General features: G+C 44.8%; 16 protein-coding genes. 2 read left to right on the forward strand and 14 right to left on the reverse strand.

Annotation, left to right across the window (positions count from 1 at the left end; genetic code table 11):
• Positions 1–558 (reverse strand): TetR/AcrR family transcriptional regulator, encoded by a 558-nt coding sequence (locus tag AC58QG_RS05210; protein WP_497361037.1) that lies wholly within the window; start codon positions 556–558, stop codon positions 1–3.
• 218 nt (positions 559–776) lie between these two features.
• Here AC58QG_RS05210 and AC58QG_RS05215 point away from each other — a divergent pair, with 218 nt between their 5' ends.
• Together AC58QG_RS05215 and AC58QG_RS05220 are read left to right on the forward strand one after the other, a co-directional pair.
• A complete protein-coding gene (locus tag AC58QG_RS05215; protein WP_497361038.1) occupies positions 777–2,402 on the forward strand; it encodes a DUF2339 domain-containing protein in 1,626 nt (541 codons plus the stop codon).
• 182 nt (positions 2,403–2,584) lie between these two features.
• Positions 2,585–3,364 (forward strand): sporulation protein, encoded by a 780-nt coding sequence (locus AC58QG_RS05220; RefSeq protein ID WP_497361039.1) that lies wholly within the window; start codon positions 2,585–2,587, stop codon positions 3,362–3,364.
• Positions 3,365–3,432: 68 nt separating this feature from the next.
• Here the strand turns inward: AC58QG_RS05220 and AC58QG_RS05225 are convergent, their stop codons facing one another.
• From AC58QG_RS05225 to AC58QG_RS05285, 13 genes are all read right to left on the reverse strand, one after another.
• On the reverse strand, positions 3,433–4,044 hold the full coding sequence (locus AC58QG_RS05225; RefSeq protein ID WP_497361040.1) for a class I SAM-dependent methyltransferase: 612 nt from the start codon (positions 4,042–4,044) through the stop codon (positions 3,433–3,435).
• A gap of 372 nt (positions 4,045–4,416) precedes the next feature.
• Entirely contained in the window at positions 4,417–4,767 is a 351-nt protein-coding gene (locus AC58QG_RS05230) for a helix-turn-helix domain-containing protein (protein WP_497361041.1), read from the reverse strand.
• A 37-nt stretch (positions 4,768–4,804) separates the two neighbouring features.
• Positions 4,805–5,614, reverse strand: coding sequence for a GNAT family N-acetyltransferase (locus tag AC58QG_RS05235; RefSeq protein WP_497361042.1), 810 nt, complete (start codon positions 5,612–5,614; stop codon positions 4,805–4,807).
• Between the two features lie 185 nt (positions 5,615–5,799).
• Positions 5,800–6,756, reverse strand: a complete 957-nt coding sequence (gene argC, locus AC58QG_RS05240; RefSeq protein WP_497361043.1) for an N-acetyl-gamma-glutamyl-phosphate reductase — start codon at positions 6,754–6,756, stop codon at positions 5,800–5,802.
• Between the two features lie 292 nt (positions 6,757–7,048).
• On the reverse strand, positions 7,049–9,514 hold the full coding sequence (locus tag AC58QG_RS05245; RefSeq protein ID WP_497361044.1) for a hypothetical protein: 2,466 nt from the start codon (positions 9,512–9,514) through the stop codon (positions 7,049–7,051).
• Positions 9,515–9,527: 13 nt separating this feature from the next.
• Positions 9,528–10,955 carry an L-arabinose isomerase family protein gene (locus AC58QG_RS05250; protein WP_497361045.1) on the reverse strand — a complete coding sequence of 476 codons (1,428 nt, stop codon included), beginning with the start codon at positions 10,953–10,955 and terminating at the stop codon, positions 9,528–9,530.
• Between the two features lie 34 nt (positions 10,956–10,989).
• A complete protein-coding gene (locus AC58QG_RS05255; RefSeq protein WP_497361046.1) occupies positions 10,990–11,979 on the reverse strand; it encodes an acetylxylan esterase in 990 nt (329 codons plus the stop codon).
• A 45-nt stretch (positions 11,980–12,024) separates the two neighbouring features.
• Positions 12,025–13,110 (reverse strand): Gfo/Idh/MocA family protein, encoded by a 1,086-nt coding sequence (locus AC58QG_RS05260; protein ID WP_497361047.1) that lies wholly within the window; start codon positions 13,108–13,110, stop codon positions 12,025–12,027.
• A gap of 173 nt (positions 13,111–13,283) precedes the next feature.
• Positions 13,284–14,291 (reverse strand): SGNH/GDSL hydrolase family protein, encoded by a 1,008-nt coding sequence (locus AC58QG_RS05265; protein ID WP_497361048.1) that lies wholly within the window; start codon positions 14,289–14,291, stop codon positions 13,284–13,286.
• Between the two features lie 97 nt (positions 14,292–14,388).
• Positions 14,389–15,489: a glycoside hydrolase family 172 protein gene (locus AC58QG_RS05270; RefSeq protein WP_497361049.1), complete on the reverse strand. Its 1,101-nt coding sequence runs from the start codon at positions 15,487–15,489 to the stop codon at positions 14,389–14,391.
• 54 nt (positions 15,490–15,543) lie between these two features.
• The gene (locus AC58QG_RS05275; RefSeq protein WP_497361050.1) at positions 15,544–16,623 is read right to left on the reverse strand and encodes a Gfo/Idh/MocA family protein; all 1,080 of its coding nucleotides are present in this window, start codon (positions 16,621–16,623) and stop codon (positions 15,544–15,546) included.
• 23 nt (positions 16,624–16,646) lie between these two features.
• A complete protein-coding gene (locus tag AC58QG_RS05280) occupies positions 16,647–16,802 on the reverse strand; it encodes a hypothetical protein (RefSeq protein WP_497361051.1) in 156 nt (51 codons plus the stop codon).
• Between the two features lie 26 nt (positions 16,803–16,828).
• Positions 16,829–20,101, reverse strand: coding sequence for a glycoside hydrolase family 99-like domain-containing protein (locus AC58QG_RS05285; protein ID WP_497361052.1), 3,273 nt, complete (start codon positions 20,099–20,101; stop codon positions 16,829–16,831).
• Between the last annotated feature and the right edge of the window lie 27 nt (positions 20,102–20,128).

Raw genomic sequence — 20,128 nt, forward strand, 5'->3', positions numbered from 1 at the left:
TTAGCTTTTAATTAATCTCTCTATTTGATCCAAAATTTGAGGTGAAATATCCTTATCTATCACGCGTTTGTACTGTAATCCACCTTTAATACATGACAATACGGCATAGGATAAAGTTTCGACGTCTACGGAATTTTTAACTATCCCTTCTCTTTGAGCTTCACCTAAAAGTTCCATCCAACTTGCCACTTCAAACTGGCTTAATTCTCGGACCTTATCTTGAACGATTTCCGGAAGGGATTCAAAGTCGGTTTGAAGCGACGATATCGGACATATCCCTTTCCCACCTAGCTGTAATTGTTTACCGATGAGTTTTTTTATTTTCTCTTCAACGGGTATGTCTTCATTTTTTATGGACACCATGACTGTTTGCAAAGTTCTATGAATCCGATCTGTTAATGCTACTGCCAAATCCTCCTTCTTCTCGAAATGGTAATGAATGCTTGCTTTGGTCACGCCTAACTGTTTAGAAATATCGTCATAACTAATTGCTACATAACCTTTTTCGCGAATCAGATCCAGCGTCAGGTCAAGAATTTGAGTTTTTCTGTTTTCCATTATCGTATCTTAACTTACTAGTTAGTAAGTTGTCAAGCGACATGACCCCGAACAACTGGATCATCGCCGCGAGTGGTGTGTCCACTCATTTTCCCCTCCAGAAATATGTACATGCTTCTCCTCATAAGGTACTACAAAAGGATAGTACTTAATTATTCGATTATTACGTGATACCTTGAATATATAAAACCTTTGATCGTATTAGAGGTGGTTTGTTCTTGGACATTCATAATCGATTTGAGGAGTTAGAGAAGAGAGTTATCGAGCTCGAGAAAGAAATCGCACTATTAAAGCAACGTTCACCAACAGCATTTAAAAGCAGGATGCCGGGTCCAGTTCAGCAGATTGCACCGCCAAAACAAGAAGTACTGAAAGAAGCAACAGACTGGGAACACCTTATTGCACGGGTATGGCTGCCAAGAGTTTTTATGTTTGTACTCCTCATTGGTATCGTCTGGGGATTTAAAGCGGCGGTAGATAGTGGATTTATAACAGAGCGCTTGCGTTGCGCAATTGGTTATTTAGTTGGTGGTGCCTTTGTCATCCTCGGTTTCCAACAACACAAGGCCAATCGGCCTTTACTCTCACAGGTTTTATTAGGCGGTTCAATCGGATTGTTCATGCTAACCACTTTTGCAAGTCATCATTTGTATCATCTCATACAAGCACCGGTTGCGTTTTCACTCAATGTGTTAGGAGTCGTATTGGGAATATGGTTTTCACACAAGCTACAATCTCAAGCATTAGCAATCTTAGCAAGTGCCGCAGGCGTGTTGACGCCTTTCTTATTGGATAGTGACTATCCTTCATCCGTATTTTTTGTAAGCTACGAGACGATCTTGTATGTAAGCTTTATGATGTATGCGCTTAGAAATAAATTTGTTGGCTTATTTTATGTTTCGTTCGGTTTGCTCCCATTAGCCATGTTGTTATTTGGCATTAGTGCTAAAGGGGATACGAAGATTGCAGCCATTGGGGTAATAGTGCAACAATTAGCTTTACTAACCTCTGTATGTTTGAAAAGCCCTTTGAAGCCCCACCAACATAGATTGCTGATTCCGAGCTTTGCGTTCACTGCTATTTGGTTTAAAGTAGCTTACACAGACGCCATATTCAATGTCGTAATGGGTTGCACATGTATTACCTATGCCGCGCTCTCCTACTGGTTCAGGCGAAATGCACAAGAGAAGCTGCCGTTTACAATGACAGTTGCCTCTTATGCTTTATTATTCTACGCGGCGAACTTCCTTAACTCGGATGCTTTACCCGGTTTCTTGCTGATTGAGGGAATTATTGCGTTGTTACTTGGTTTCGTAGTTAAATCGTTATTGCAAAAAATTAACGGAGTCATTATCTATGTACTCGCTTTTGGTTTGTCATTCAATATCCTCTTTGAGGGTATGAGAAATATCATTTCTGTTGAAATGTTACTATGGCTATTGTTATTAGGAACATTGATATCTATGATCAAAATCATTTCCCATTTCGGACCAGACCTAACTTTCAAGAACACCTTAGTTATTCTAAAATACGGACTTGGTGTTTTGTTCTTGTATTTCATTACGGAAGTCACAAGAACATTGGCACACGATGTAAGTACAAATATACAGCATCTACTTGTCTCGACGGCGTGGGTAGCTTACGCAATTGGTGTGATTGCTTACGGTCTGAAGAAGGCAGTTAAACAAATTAGACTTGCTGGTATAGCCTTGTTGTTCCTCACTCTGATGAAGGTCATTTACATGGACTTGCCAAATGTCTCCCTGACCATCAAAGCCGTTTTATTTATCGGACTTGGGTTCATCGGTCTACTGTTATCTCGCTTCTTCTACAAGAAGCAGTAAGGATTATAGACGTGGAAACACGTCTTTTTTTTTGAGGCTGCCGAATTTCAAGAACTGCTTATTCACCGAAATGCAGCTTTGTCCAAGTTGACGGTTTTAATCGTTTTTTTTCTATGAAGTGAAACCTCTTGGGCTTCACATCGTATCAGTGAATAGGCACATATCAAGGAGGAAATTTACACATGACTATGTTCAAACGAATGCTCGCTAGTGTCGGAATCGGCGCGGCTCAAGTAGATCTCATGCTCCATCAAGATGAGGTAAATGCGGGGGATATGATCAGCGGCGTTGTCCGTATTCAGGGGGGCCGAGTAGATCAGCAGATCGATGATGTATATGCCTTCGTGATGACACGTTACTTAAAGGAACAAAACGATACTAAAACGCATGTGGAAACTGCCGTGGCTAAATTCCAGCTTGCCGGTAAATTTACAGTTGAGGCTGAGCAACTATATGAATTCCCTGTCTCCTTCCAGCTTCCTGCCATTACACCTGCGACGATGGGAAGAACGCCTGTTTGGATTCAGACCGGACTTGATATTAAAGAAGCGGTTGATCCGAAGGACCAGGATCAGCTTCAAGTAGGACCTCACCAACATTCCGCGATTATACTGGAGGCGATCACTCAACTTGGATTCCGACTTCGTGAGGTGACGTGTGAATACGCGCCAACAATCGGCAGAGAGAATGGATTGCCATTCGTTCAAGAATTCGAATTCGTCCCCACCTCGCAATTCCGTGGTCAACTGGATGAATTGGAAATCATCTTCTTCCCCGACGAAGATGGCGTCGACTTACTGCTTCAGATCGATCGCAAAGCCCGCGGCTTATCCGGCATATTTGCCGAAGCTACCGGTACGGATGAAAGTTTTGTAAGAGTACGTTTTGATCACAATGAACTAGCTTCCGGAACTAGCTTTATAGCCGGTGAACTGGCTGATTTGATCCGCAATTATGTATAAGCTTTCACCGGTATCCTATTATCTACACATACACAAAAGCCTTTCCGTATATGGAGAGGCTTTTCTCATTATTGGTTATCCAACGGTTTGTTCCAAGAAATAAAGTAACGGTAATAGAAACGGCGTCTTATATTTGCACCTGGAAGCACTTCATGTGCCACTTGACGAATCTCACTGAATGACTCTTTAGGATCTGCAATCCGTACAGCAGGATTTTGCATCCCGCCATGAACTCGGTCCATGACACGAATTGGGAGAAGAAGGAGTCCCGAGATGGTAAGGTCCATAAGTGACTTGTCCGCTGCTAATCCAACGATAAGAAGCCGTCCGCCTGGTGCAAGCACTTGCCTCATTTGTAGCAATGCGCGTCTCAATTCCATATGGTGCAAAGTTGCTACACAGATGACCGTAGCATAACGTTCTTCTTGAGAAGGAACAGGCATGGCGAGGAAGTCACCGTTGACAAGTGACACATTTGACGTTGCAGCAAGCCGTGCTTGCGCGAGAGAAATAGCTTTCGGATCAGGGTCGATGCCGACAACCTGTTGAGCGAAAGGCGCGAGGTGTTGGATTAGTAATCCGTCCCCACACCCAATGTCGAGTACTCGTCCTCCACGCAACTTTGCATCCGCGACTAACTCTTCGTGAAATGCCGTATTGTGATTCCAATATGTCTCCACCGCTATATCCTCTCCCCTCCTCTTTTCATTCAAATATATGGACTATTCATGATCGGTTTAAGTTCAAAAACATGATTAAACCTTAGGTTATCTAAAAAGGGAGTACAATGCTCACGTAAATTAATAAAATAATTCCAACTACAGCAGAAAAAAATCCCTTGTTATCCTGCTTTATTAAGTACGCAGCTCCCCCATTAAATATCAAAGAACAACACATTGCAACGGTCATCCATGAAAGCTTCAATGGTTGGTAGCCTTTGTTCATAAATATAGATAGTGCGAGTATAACCGTTATTACGCTACAGATAATTCCCAGTATTTTAATGAATCGCTTCAATATAAAACACTCTCCATTCATTTATGCAGAAGACTTCAATATTCTTTTCCTAGTTGTGTTGATTCCTTAACCCAATTCTTTAAATCTTCTTTGCTAAAAAATATTTCATTATTAATCTTAATAATAGGCATCCTCATTCCTGTATAGGTTCCCGATTGCTTAAGTGCCGTCTCTTCAAAGTTAATAATTTTCTTAACCTGCTCTTCAGATAAATTTAAATATTCTGCGGTTTCTTTCACGCTCAGTAATAACTTATTCTCATTCACAGTATCACGCGGGGCATTCGTTTGTATGGTTGATTCTTGTTTAATTAAACTACACCCGATTACAAATGAAATAGATATGATTATTGAACTTATAATTAGACTAAACTGAGTTGATTTCATGCGGACAATTCCTCCTAGTGAACTTAATAACACTTACTTATTTCTTTGCTATAAATAAAACAGGATAGTCAAGAACTTTGGTGAATCCCTGTTTCTCTGCCACTTTAATCGATGGGATATTATGACTCCAACAGTCCCAATAGGGTATTTTATTAAATTCTCTGCATGTATCTATAAAATAGTGAAGAGTCTCTGTAGCAATCCCTTTATTTTGATAGTCGGAAACGGTCTCAATACCAATGCCACAACTTTGTCTGCTTACATACTCCGATGTGCACCAACAAACAACGCTTTCATTTGTGATTGCACAATATCCGAAACCTTTTTCAAGGAAGTCGTCTATTGTTCCCCACATCCCTATTATTTCGTCCTTCATTTGTTGTATGTTTGTTAACAGTGCACCTTCGATGATACTCTTGTCTATTCTCCTAAATGTAATGTTAGAAGCCATTGCATGCGAGGGAATACTTCTTAAATCATGTTTAAACAGTGATCTTTTTAGAATTTTTGGAGAAAAGCTACTCAAAGCATCCTTTAAAGCAATTTCCCACTCATAGGAATGAAAGTATACTTTGGCAACGTGGAACTTTTCGTTTTGGAACTTTTCAGCTAGAAACTTGCCTGCACTTAAATAATCACTAGCTAATTGCGATGTTCCACCGATATAGAAACAATGACCCTTATCCCACACTAATGATATCGTCGATTGTTGTAGATTAACATCTATGAAGTTTTCAGCCGTTGTATTTCCTTCAGAAATGGAATCGAATATAAAGCGTACCTGTTCTCTCTCGTAGTTTTCTTTGAGTCTGGTTATATCGGGTGTTTTTTTAAAAATAAATGGCATCCCCTTTATCCATAATTGTATGATCTACCTGGATTTTACAGGATGCCTTCTTTTTTGAATACAGAAAAATTTCTTTTATTTAACATTTCTTTCCTTACTCAACGAAAAAGAAGCCGTACCTTTTGGCCGACTGCTTCCATTTTTTTATTCAGTGATAAAACTAGTTCAGCATGTAATGCGATCTTTTACGAGAAAAGCCCCGTCCCTTCATCAAGTCCCAACATGATATTCATACATTGAATTGCTGCTCCCGATGACCCCTTCCCGAGGTTGTCTAGTCGGCACGCAACAAGGACTTGATCGTCATTCCCAAGCACAAAAATCTCAGAATGATTAGTTCCGTTGCAAAGAGTAGGATCAAGAGCATTCTGGGTATTTCCCTTCGTATCATTAAGCGGGATGACGCTTACAAACGTTTCACCTTGGTAATAATCTGTGAGGATAGCATGAATTTCCTGAAGACTAGGCTGATTATTAAGTAATCGAGTAACAAGAGGAACTGTCACAACCATCCCATTATAAAAATTGCAGACAGTCGGAAGGAAAACTGGTGGGAACTCAAGATCTGTAAACTTCTTCATTTCAGGTAAATGCTTATGATCTAAGCTTAAACTATAATGCTGAGTGTGACTACTTAGGCTGTGGTTTACATCACGAATAGGGCTTTTCTCATATTGTTCAATTAATGCCTTGCCCCCACCACTGTAACCCGTTAAAGAATTGCAACAAACCGGATAACTACGTGGAAGGATACCCATTTGCACAAGTGGATTAATAGCAAGAATAAAGGCAGTAGCATGGCAGCCAGGGACTGACACACGTGCAGAGTTAGCTATCTCACCCCTTTGTAATGACGATAATTCTGGTAAACCATAAGTCCACGCAGCATGGGTACGAAAAGCGGTACTACTATCTATAATTCGTGTATTAGGATTCGTAATAAGTGGTAGTGCCTCACGAGCAGCTTGATCTGGCAGGCATAGGAATACAATATCTGCTTCATTCATTAAAGCTATTCGGACCTCGGGATCCTTCTTATGTTCCTCCGAAATCGATAAAAGTTCCATGTCGCTTCTTTGGTTAAGTCTTTCGTGAATTTTTAATCCTGTCGTCCCGTACTGGCCATCTACAAATACTTTCATCGCATATTCCTCCGTACACATAATGCATAATTATACGTTAATATGTATTTATATACAATCCAATATTTTCCTACAATCCCTAAGTGAAATACCAATAAAATCAGAGATCCCTAAACAGATAATCAGATATTTGTTGCATGTAAATCCTACTCTTTTTTGTCATACAGAATTTATTCACAGTAAAGCTGCGATCCTCGTAACCTACAAGATCCTAACTCCATATCTCGACAAACAAAGCAGGTCGCCTCGGCGCCTGCTTTGTTTGTCTGTCAGTATGCATCTACATGGTTACTTACCAGGAAATTTCGATCATTCCCGTCATCTCCGTTAAACGGATTGTATGCCCGACCCTCGTACCGTTCAAATCCAAATAAGTAATTCCATTTAGCTTAACTTCAACACGATTCTCCTCCAACGCTTTCAATGGAGGATAAATGGTAACCGAAGCTTGCTTCAAGCCAGAAACAGCAATCTCACGCTCCGCTTGCTTCTTCCGTGTTGGCGAAGCTGCGTGCTCCCTACAGGAAACTCGCGAACGTTCCTCCTGCTTGACGAATACGCGGCATTCCTCATGGAAGGTACGATTGAGCGAGTACAAGGCTGTCTTCTCATCGCCGCCAACAATTGTGGATTCACCAATGAGTATTGGTGAGCCATCAGGAAATTGCAGACGAAGCTGAACCGACGTATCCTGTTTGCAGCCATTAAACAGATACCCGTTCTGATGACGGGTCACGAAGAATAGGGCAGATGGCGAATCAGATGCTCGTTTTTCCTGAAGAATCGTATAGCCGAAGTCCTGTTGTAGATACCGCAGAAAAATCCCAGTATCAGCCCATTCCTCCCCTTGCCGTACAGGCAGATGTGTAATGTCTTGACCCAGGAACGGCAATGATCCGCGTACCCAGCCAACTTTTCCGCCATGCCAATCCGGCTTGGAACGCGTTAAGGCAAATGCGCGCTCTTCCTCGCCTTGTTTAACGACTGCACAAAGGTGAGTATGACCATCCTCTCCCCGTACTTTTTCAGCTAAGCCACCTCCGGCTATCATACCCTGATGACGTAATTGACGAATGCCCATAGTCCCCTCAACACGGTCCTCTTCTAATAAAGCTGTTATCTCTACGTCACCTTCAATGCCATCCACTACAGCCAAATGCAGAAGTTCCAACAGTATAGGCTCTTTTACGGCCCCATAAAGGATAACGTTGCCGCCACTTTGCACATAGTTAGCAATGCGACGCGCTTTCTCCCCCGACAACCAGGATGTCGCCACGAGTAACACGGTATCATTCAGCGTATTAAACGCCATATCCGACATAGCAAAAAACTGATCCGTACTTATTACGGTATTTACCGGAAGTCCTTGATTAATTGCATTGCGGATAAACCAGTCGTGGAAAAACACATCCCCTGACGCTTCATTAGATACCTCAACAGCCTCATGCAATTCTCGAAATGGATACAACCAAGTAAGCAAACCAGGTTGATCCGGTGCATCTTGAAGCGCCTTTCGCAGATGCGGGATAACTTCCGCTGGACATTCCGCGTTCAACTCACCTTTTTCCGTATCAATGGTCAATATTTCAATAATACCTGGCGATTCTAACTCGCCCAGCTTATTCACACGCGCCACGGATAACGGGACATAAATGTCGTGCGGCTCTCGATCATAGAGATCCCACCAAGGATTTTGCCAGAACCACGGATCATTCGCATAAAATCGGAACGGGTACACGTCGCCTGGGAGCTCCGCAATGCGTGACAGATAGCCTGTTATTTCCAAGCCGAAATCATAGTTCAGCGCACCCCAAGGTGAGTTCGGCGGGGGAAATTCAATGTATTTCTTGTCGTATAACTTCTGCATAGGGATATAGTCCTTTGCCAAATCCATGGCTGTACCAAAGTTCGTACCGCGTATTTCGGTGCGAACATCAGGGCATTCCTTTTTGAACAGATCCCAAAAAGACATGACCTTCTCCGTCAACTCATGATAATCGGCGAGTGGCAGTTCTTTCCCGTTGTAATTAGCGCCTAAATACGTCCAAGGGAAATACGATACCGCAAATCCATTCGAGAACCAGATATAATCGAAGCCCAGCGCTGGTAAGAAGCTTGCGCATTGTTTGCCGAGAAACTCGCCGAAGGGGGTCTCATCAGGAATACCATCTGGATAACTAGCGTAAGCCACAGAGTCCCCTTTTAGCTTCGACCACGTACAAATGACCGTATAATCCGCTTTCAATGACACGAATTTGCCGCCGATATCTGCTTTATTAATCTCAGGATGCAGCTTATATTTGAAATCCGAATAAGCAAATTCAGGACCCGCATCGAACGTAGCGCCAACCTCCATGGAAACACCGAACGTATCTGCAGCAACTCTTTTAAAAGAAGAAACAATTCGTTTCAAGTCTCCATATGTCATGCGGACAGGATCTTCGATATAGGGACGTGCGATGCGAGGATCGGACTTACCCTGCACATAGCTGAAGCATTCCTCATTCGCGAACCCAATGTAACGCCCCCACTCGATCTCCGCCTTCTCGTCAGCGTTCCACGTCAGGATTTCACTCCCATCGGAAACCCATAATAGGACGGATGCCGTTTCCCCCATCTCAATCAATGGCATCCATTGCCGGATGGCTTCCGTACATACGCGATCTATCGCATCTTGCTCTAGACTTTTGAAAGGCTTCAAGCTCATTTCAAGCGTTGACCGCCGCAGTGGCTTCCCGCTCGTTCTAACGTGTTTCATTTCCCATGCCTCCTCAGACAATCTCTAATTCGATCCCCATCATTTGTGCAACTCGGCGAATTTGACCGCTGACATGGCCAACGCCTAGGGCAAAATGATGCGTAGGACCGGCCGAACACCATCGCTCAACGAATTCGGCAATGGTATATGGGAACTTGCAACGCGTATTCGTATTACCGGTCTGCGGGATTGCCCCCTTAATCGATTCACCTTCGGTGGCGATCATTTTGAAACGCCCATCAGCCGTTTGTGAAATCCCTAACAGGGTAACCGGCCCCGCTTGAATGCTGAATTCAACGCCAATGCCTGAGCCGCTCTTGCCATGAAACAGATCCAATCCGCGAATAATCGGGCGACTGTCGCTGATCTTAATATTGTGCGGGCCATCATGCCCGACAAGGACGATGTCATCGTCGAAATCGCACGGATGCAGCTCCGCGAAGGAACCTCCAGCATCGAGGCGATCCATGATGAGCATGGCGGCGCACGTTTTGAGATCGGCTTCGCCTGCAAGGGGGATGCCTTTCCCTGTTAGCAGCGAATTCCCCAACACCATGCCCGAGCCGATTCGCTCATACTCATTATTGTCGAGTCCGCGATAATAATAGGCTAGTCCCGTTAAGCCAAAATCCGCAACGAGGCGATCTAACCCGACAGCTACTTTCGCTGACCAGGAGAGGTCTTCAGGTTTTATCGGACGTGTGATCGGGTCGATAAAGGGATCGGAAAGCTTAAACACGCTATGAATTTCCTCGAGTTTATTAGCAATTTCACCCTCTGTAGCGGCATTCACGCGTTTGGCCAAATCACACATTTCGAGCATCTGAACGTGACTGCCGAAGGATGCCGTAAACGCCGTTGGATCGGAATTCATATCATACATACCCTCATAGGTATGCCCTAGATATCCGATTTTGGCATACTTAAAAGCTCTGCACGCATTCGCTGCTTGACACCAGGCCCGCAACTCACGAACAGCTCGCTCATCATCGTAAAGCTTGCCAACGATCATCCCAGCCGCAGGCTTACCTGCGCGAACGAGTACACCGCCAATTTCCGGCAAGGAGCATATATTGTCGTTGGCAAGCTGCATATACGTCGTCGTATTGCGATAGTCAAGCCTGCTGCGCGGTTGAAGCGCTACCAATACCGTAGGCACGGATAAATTGAGAATCGGCGTCGCTGCTGTAGCTGAAGTCACATACGTACTCAAGAAACTGAAGAGAAAGTCGACTCCCTGACGCTTCAAATACTTCGTTGCGGCAAATGCCTTATCCACGTTATCGACGAACCCAGCCGAAATAACCTCCACATCATTGTTGCGCAGCATTACCTCGAATTCACGTCCGTACCCTTCCAATTCTTCCTTCAATCCGGGGAATTGCGCCCAATATGGCTCATGACCTACCGTCATAACACCGACACGCGCTTTTTTTCTCATGAATGGATCACTCATTTTCCTTACCACCCTTTGGTTAAATTACAGATCTCGAAGATGCGCTCCCCTGTCCAAAGCACTCTTGAATGAATAGATGAACCCTTCGATGATGTTCTTCCCCCGTTTCATGACCAGAGAAAGGATAATCGTAGATGCGTTTCGGACAAGACAGCCGATTATATGCTGCATAGACCGTATCTGGCATGCAAATCATATCCTTCCACCCAACGGACATTAGCACGGGAACTTGAATGCGGTGAGCCAGATTTACGATGTCAAAATAGGACAACGTCGCTAACACCCCTTCAAGTTTTTCAGGGTGCCGTTTGACGAAATTGGCGATTTCCGATAGTGAGCCTGTAGAGTTCAAAACCCCATACTCCAAGTGGCACATATTCGGGATACTGGCGGCTACAGCGTTAACTTTCTGGCTGAGCGCACCAGCCAGCAAGGCCATCCCGCCTCCTTGACTCGTGCCGACTGCAGCGATCCGATTCGTATCAATTTCAGGTTGTAGATAGGCAACTTCAGCCGCTCTGACTACATCCAAAGCTAGCCCCATGTAATAACTATTCTCTTTATCCAATACGTTCCTCGACACCCAGCCGTGAGAGGAGCCCCACTGATCTTGCATATGGTTGCCTGTTTCCCCGGTTTGACCTCTAGCATCAATTGCTAGTACAGCATAACCAAGCAGGAGCCAAGTGGCATGGCGTTCTGGCAATCCTTTATCCCCGCCATAACCGGGGAAAATAATGACACAAGGCGATTTCTCCGAATCAAGCCTGCTCAACTCAGGAACAAGAAACCAGGCATGAATCGGTGTCCCGTCATGACCGAGATACGTAAGTTTATCCACCTTCACAGCGGGAAACATAGAGGGATGCTTCTCTCTTTGAATACGGAGTGGGAGCTTTCCGAGTAGTTCCAACTTATGATCCCAGTAGGCATCGATCGTTGCCGCATCCAACGTCGGTTGTGTTCGATAGTTCTCTAATTCCTTTTTTCGCTTTGCGATGACCGTCATATGCAACTATTCTCCTCTGCTTAATGCCATGAAATTACACAATTGTCACTGCGCCTTATAGGTGATCAGCATTTGATCAACCATCATTTTAAAAATCCTCAAATCCTGCTTATAGTCTTCCGGTGTCGTCTTCAGGTTCTTATCTTGCGTGATGGCATCATGGAAGTATTCCAATTCAATGGTGTAGGGATCTTTGAAAGTTGGCCGATGAACCCGCTCTTCGTAAGCTTCTCCTACCGTTTCACCTACATGTAAGGTCGTCGGCAAATGTCGAATATAGGGTGTGTTGTACTGTACTTTCAACTGCTTCGTGGATCCAAACACCTCAATGTGTGCATCGAAGCGTCGGTTCTGATCAAGACCTGTTTCATAAGTAGCGTAGAAACCATCGTATTCAAATGTAGCTGCCATACAAGAACCATTTTGCCATTGCACGGCCGAAACGACGCGATTCGGAACCCCAATGAGCTCTCGCATAGCCGAAATATCATGAGAACCTAAGCCAAGCAGCAAGGAATAGGCATTATATATCTCCTGCGGAACCTCACCAATTGCTTGCTTCAGCAATCTTTGCTGAATAGTCCTACGTTCTACTGCTGCTTCAGCGGGAATATCCGTAAAGCGAACTACTTTACTTGTTTGATTGGTGAAAAAATGGTTCATGCCTATAATGCCTCGAATTACTGCATATTGAATCGGTCCCATCTCTTTAACAGCGCTGACAGCCTGTGTAAATGCAGGAGCATATCGGCGCATATAGCCGACCATCACTTTCACGCCGTATTCATCTCGTGCTTCAATAATGGAGTCTGCCTCTTGCTGGGTCATCGTCATCGGTTTTTCAATAAACACATGCTTCTTCTGCTTCATTGCAGCAATCGCACATGCCGCATGGTACTCATTGCTATTTAGGATAATGACAGCGTCAAGATCTGACTGCTTAACGAGCTGCAGTGCATCCGTATACTGCTGGTTAACACCGTACCTTGTTCCTGCCCACTGTACTAAGCTAGGTGATATATCACATACCGCAGCTATTTCATAACATTCGCTAAGTGATTCTAGAATGGGCAAATGAATAATCTGAGCAACCTCACCAAGCCCGATGACACCAACTTTTAGTTTCTTCATGCCAGTAACCTACCTCCGATTAACAATGTAAATTGAACGCTAATTCCCCTATAACGATCCGTCGAATGTGGAAGAACGGTTTATACCTGAACAGTACGATAGATACGCATCTATGTATATTTCAATTTACGTAGTTTACTTCAAATTCATGTGATTTCGGGGAGGACAACCCCTTATTTCACTAACATCGTCAACGCTCGCGCATAAATTCCGTGTCCATACGCATTGGGATGATTGATATGATTAGTCAGCAAGCTTCCATGACTTTTACCAGCTGCAAGCTCGGCCATCCATAGTTGCTGCACATCAGCTAGGCAGACACTTCGCTCACAGGCAAGCCGACGGATCACTTCGCCATAGGCAGTGACATTATGGCTGGCATACCGCCATTCTGGATTCGGTACACATGGCGTTAGCAGCACGATGTCGGTCTCTTGATGTGCCTGCACAAGCTCGATCATACGCGCAATATTTTGCTCAAACTGATCGAGTGAAACGGCATTACCACCGTTATCACTAAGGTTCTGATCATTCATGCCATAGCCGATGGAGATCAGATCAAACGACGATTGATTAACCATGTTAATTAATCGTTCTAAGCCCCTTGTGCTCGTTTCCCCGCCAATCGCTCCCATTGAGACTTCAATACGCGCTTGCGGGTATCGTACTTTCACCCCCTCTATGAATTGCGCATAGAACGGTTGACGCGAGTCCTCCATCTCGGCACCCATGGAGATGCTATCGCCTAACACGAAATAGGCAATGGGCTCTCCACTTTCTAGCTTGTTAAGAAGTCGTTTACTAAATGTGATACTTTGCGTGCTTGGAACAGATGTGCCCTCGATCTCCCTATCTGATTCAGCAGCTATGAGGTAATCCGCATACACGGTAAACGGTACATTCGTAATGACCCCATAATCCCGATGATCAAAGCGTTTCTTCTCAAATAACACATGCTGACGCCAATCGGGAATAGCGCTCATCTCGGTCCTGATCAACATTCCTTGCTGATAATCAACGATGAAATCGATACCTTCTATAAACCAAATCGTATCGGAATGTGCTGCGTTGTAATGACTCCGCACCTTTACACCGCCACGTTGATGCGGTGTATAACGAAGAAGTTGGGGCTCCATGCCCACGAAAAGCAAAGCTTCACCTATTTGATTCCGACTAGACATCTGATCAATCCCCTTTGAATCAGGACGGACCACCCCGTCCTCGGCGTGGTCCGTTCTTTAATGTAGATTCATTGCTCTGGTTGGACAGCACATACCATTATCTTGGCCATCGATGTAAAGATGTGGGTAATGTTGGAAAAGCCGCATGAGGCTCTAGTTGATACCAGTAGGCCACCGATGAAATATCATCCGATCGTTCAAAAAGCCGCTTGCTATCGTGACCGATCACTTGGATCGTGACCTTGAGATCGCTTTGGAATCGAATGGGATCCGGTAAATGCCAACGGTACATACCGTGCATGGGAACCTTACTCCCATATTCACGATCTATTTTGGTAGATTCCTTGTAGTATTTGTACCCGAGAAAAGGCGTCGAATACGACTCAGGTTCAGTCTCGCCCGCGAAGCACCAAGCACCTCCAACGTAATCCTCGGTTCCAGTTCCACAAATGGTCGGCCAATCGGTGTCCCCATCTAGAAAGAACTTGATCTCGCCTTCCCCCCACCAATTCCGCTCCAGCGCAGCCCAAGCCAGATAGGTGCCAATATACTGCCCAGCCCCTTCTACACCATCCAAAATTGTGAAGTCCTGCCCGAGTTCCGTTTGGCGCATCCTTCGCCATTGTGCATGGAAATACGCTGCATTCGAAGGGAGTTCATCGACCAGTGAGTAGTTAAATGTGTAGAAGAATCCATGAATGTCTTCCGTATGCTGATTCTCAATGGTGATCTTAGCGGATTTACGGAAAGGCATTGCGAAATAGCAGTTCATACCGCCAGTTGGATTCACGGAGATCGGCAATGAGTTGACATTCGTACGAATCCCAAAGCCATTACAGAAGAAATCTCCCAGCGGTGTTTCCACGGAAGGCGCTTCTTCCTCATCCCAATACATGCGGAGCACCAAGTCCCGCAGCAGATAGCTGCCTTCCTGTGCGCGATTGTGCAGTTTATCCGTGACAGTTACCCAGAAATGCTGTAGAACACCAGGCCCTTGGATGTTGGCTATTGTGACCGTTTCACCTGCCTTAACTGCAATACATGGACGTCCTTTTCGGCCGATGCCTAGATGATTCACTGCTTGCCCGCCTTGCCCTTTCTCACCATTCGGATTCTCAGGAGAGATAGAACGACTGCGAGCCGTCGTTACTAAGGAAGCGGATGAATAATCAAACCCATTGCCGGACTGCAAATTCATAGGTTACACCTCTGTTATCATGTAGGGTATAGTTCTCAATCGTACGAATAACGTTTACATAAAAGCTGTGCCTTTCTTCACTTCTTCAATGATCCGAACAACTTCAAGCGCTTCCTCCATCCGAATTTGAAAAGGTTGATTTCGTCTATAGGAAGCAAACAACTCATCCCAAATATTGAAGGTTTGTGTCGGTTTTATCGGGATTCGTTTTTCAATCCAAACCAACTGTTCGCCGGATTCATAAGTACCCGTCTTGCCGAATGCTTCACCAGGTGTTCCAGGATTAGCTTCTAATTTGGCAAGCTGTACATCAGGATCCAAATAACGAAGATGAATGTCATTGTCGGTCAGCGAAAGGGCTCCCTTGGTTCCATACACCATATAAGTAGGTGAGTTGATCGCGATTCCGCCGCTTATTTCCAAATCAACAATACGGCCGTTTTCTCCAGTCAAAATAATTTTCAAGTGATCTTCGGCATCGCCCGCGGCCACGACTTGCTTCAGGTCGCTCCACACATGCTTCACAGGACTTTCCAGTAGCTGAAGCCCATGATCAATAATGTGCGGCCCCCAATTTAACAGCTGCCCGCCGCCAAAGGCTTTAATCGTCTGCCAGTCCGCACGGCGCTGAAAGTTATGCCGCGTGAGACGGATTTGATAGACATCGCCAAGGATGCCACTCGCGATAATTTCGCTCACATGCAGGAAGTCTGCATCAAACCGCCGGTTATGACGGATGAAAATACGTCTGCCGCTTGCTTCCGCAGCCTTGCATAGTTCAAGCGCTTCCTCATAGGTTTGAGCAAATGGTTTTTCAATCTGAATATCTTTGCCTGCGGCCAACGCAAGCATCCCATGGGTGTAGTGGTCACTGGAGCGAGTCGCGATATCCACTAACTCAATTTCCGGATCTTGCACCATCTCTTCTATCGTCTCATAAGTGCGGATCCCGTTTTCTTCTGCGATTTGCCGACGTAAAGCAATCGGATCCGTCGCTGCCGTCACGATAAAATGCTCGGGCTTATGTCTCAACTCCCCGTAATGGGCGTTCCATCCGGCCCGTCCCAGCCCAGCAATACCAACACGAATTGGTTTAATGCCAGTTTGTACAGTGGAATGTTCTTCTTGTTTCATCTCTTTTCCCTCCTGATTATTGTTCAGTTCACTTTACTAACCATGACATCATCTAGGAAATAAGAATCGGTTTGTGCCGGTAAATCGGTATAGATCAGCACAACCACATTGGTCACGGTTCCTGTCTCATCTGATGTTGATTCGACCGATGCGTTTTCAATGGAAGATTGAAGCCGCATCGGTCGCTTTGAACTAAGAAACCAAACTAGGAAACCTTTCTTACTTCAACATCATCAAGATAATACGTATCCAGCTGTGCAGGTGCATCTGTGTAAATAAACAGGGCAATATCGGTCACCGTTCCTGTTTCATTAATCGTATAATTGCCTGTCACTTGCTTCCAACTGGTTGAATCTAAGCCGGGACTGGTCAACATAATGAGTTGCTTCAACACACCGTCCAGCTTATACTGGATGCCTAATCGCAGAACCTTGCCTGATGCTGTATTGGGATTAAGTTTGGCCCATGCTGAATAATGATACGTATCACCTTTGGCAATAAGGAGCGGAATTTGGAAGCTGCCATAGTTATTCGTTTTCGTAATTTGCAGGGCTTGAGCTCCGCTATGATGCTCTGTCGTCATCAGTAATTGCTGTATGGCGTAACCGGAATAATGTGTAGTGCTGTCTTCAAAACTTGAATCAACGACTAAATTCGGTCCATATGTCGGTTCAGGATTTGGATTCGGTGGAGTTGTAAGTCCCTCAACAGGGTCCACAGTTCGGATATAATCGATGCTAAACGAACCAGGATCATTCAGCATATCTACCCGAATTTGCCGAATTGTCCCTTGCCATCCCGTAACCTGATACATCGGTATGTTATACACAATCTGATTCTCACCGCTATTCTCCACATAGAATCGAGTTACTTTATTCTCGCTCCAGACACCATCAGCTTCGGTAATAAAATAAATCTGTCCTGACGCTCCTAAGCTTGTGCTCATCCCAATTTGGAGATAAGCGGCATCCGCTGCTGCTATTCCCAAATGATCCCCAGAAACAATACCTGGATCGGTGCCTGTCGTTATACCCGAATATTTCCCTCCGGACACGGTCAGATCACTAACTTGCTTCGTCGCACTCCAACCTTGACTATTTCCGTCCGTATTGAACTCCCATTGGCCAGAATAGAAGGTTGTAATCGGTAGAGCTGGCGGCAAAGGCGGCCATACGACCGGTATTTGCCGATCTGTCGGGAATAGCACATTGATTCTATTCGTTTGTGCTAGCGTTGGCTCACTATCAGTATGATCCCCTCCAGTCGTAAAGGTGCTTCGAAGAGCATCCAAATACGCAAACCCATGCAAGCCAGATGGCATCAGAAAGTGGCCTTCCCCATACTCGTTCCAATTGTCCAGCATAACGACCTTCTTACCTAAACTAGTAGCAGGCAAGGAAGGAATGAACGTATTTTTCGCCCACGTTGCGAGCGACTGAAACTCGCTTGGCGTCGTCCAATAGCCCGGCTTATTGCTCCATGCCGTGTCATCTCGGCCCATGCTGAGCGTAGGTATAATGTCAATAATGCCTAGATTTTTCTGTTTGACCATATTCTGTTGCTGAAGTTCTGCATGCGACTCCAGTGAGCCAAACGAGTACGTATAAGCCGCATCGAATCCTGCTGAAGTCAAATCGGTTAACTTCTGAACTTCCGTGCTGCTGCTAACGGTGATGACAATCACGTCACTGAAACCAGCCGCTTGCACTGCGGATCGCAAATAATTGATTTCGGCTTGGGCATTGGCCACATTGCCGAAATCCCTTATCATCCCACTCAATTGATAAATGGAAATGACCGGTTTGTTGTCAATTTTCAGATACCGTGGATCCTTGAAATAGTACTCAATCCAGTAAGGCACGATATTCGTACGGAAATCTTCACTGTTCTTCGAATAGGAGCTAGAATTCTCCCAAGTAATGATGAATTTCATTTTATCGCTGTATTTCGCATTCAAATAGCCGTCATGCAGGGCATAACCTAAATACGGATCTTTAATTGGCAAGCCTTCGTTGCCTCTTGGTCGGAACCAGCAATAGTTCTCGAAGGTGATGCCATGTTCGACCATCCATTTAATTTCCCAATCGGCCGTTTCCGGATTTCCTTCATCATAATAGCCCAGATATGGCTTGCGATCTGGGTATGGCGTAATGGAATCCCAACCCAAATGGCTGCCTTCTCTCCACATCGAGCAGGATTGCGCGCCGACTTCATAGCCTGCGGATTGTGGAATAACTGGTGCTGGCACATAATCACTCGGAAGCGGTCTATCTTCGTATAGCTTCACATCATCCAGCCACATCAGCTTGCCGCTGCCTGGCGGTGAGTAGAATCGCAGTTGCGAGATACCACTACCTTTGGATGTAGTCGGAACTTTATCCACAAGCAGTTTACCGTTCAAGTAGATGTACGCCTTATCCTTTTCTGTGATCTTAACTTTAATGGCGTACCATACGTTTGCTTGGTAATCATAGAAAGCAACTGGCTTTCCGCCACGGTTAATATAGTTCAATTTTCCATTGGCCGTGATTAGCTTCAGAGCGCTTTTTCCATCACCTTGCAACTCGAAGGTTAAACCATCTGCTTTGGACGGAATGAGCATCTTAAATTCGAATACCTGATCCTCGGTTTGTACAGGAATCGATTTAGCGAAACTAACCCCGTTTAGTGAGTTGGACCCATCTAGTTTCAAGCTGTAAATATCGGGACGTGTCGCACTTTTGTTTTCCGCAACTTCAATTAAGCCGCCCGTATTCTCTGTCTGCCAATCAATTGGCACGTTCGTCATCGTTGAAATGAACGTTTCATTCACGCTATACCCTTTATAGATTTTAACTGGTGTCACAATGACTTCTCCGGTAGAAGCCTCCCCTGTTTGCATCCAGAATCCATTGATTTGACTAGTCGCTTGCGTGAAATCCGCATTACTCGCTTTCAACGCGCCGTTGACGTAAATATCTGCTTTACCCGTGCTGATATTAGCAATAACCTTCACACCGTATTCCGTATTAGGTGCATAGGTCTGTAGAACTTGCATGCCTGAAGGCGCTTCCAACACCAGATTATTATTGTAAGTCGCTATACTCACGGATGCTGTATTGTCATTTCGCAGCTGCCATTTCAAACCATCCATAATTGTAGTTGGTTTGAACCGGTATTCTAGCGTTACTGTGCCTGCCGATTGCGCAAGTATTTTATGGAAAAATGTTACAGGAAGCGTAGCGTTGTTGTCAGTGATTTTCATATAGTTGTTGTAACTATAAGTAACACTGCCGCCATTTCGCTGAATATCCCATCCAGAAGGTTGATAGATGTTGTTTGGAGCTGTAAATAGAAATGAAAAGTTTTCATCTAGCAAATAGCCGGTATCCACCGGACCACCTTCTGCCTCTGCTTTATTGACGATAATTGACAAACCGAATAAACAGATTAACAACGGAACAATGAGCTGAATAACCCATTTTATAGGCTTTCTCACAAATATTTCCTCCTCTGTATGTGTTTA

This window comes from Paenibacillus sp. J22P169, from assembly GCF_059691995.1.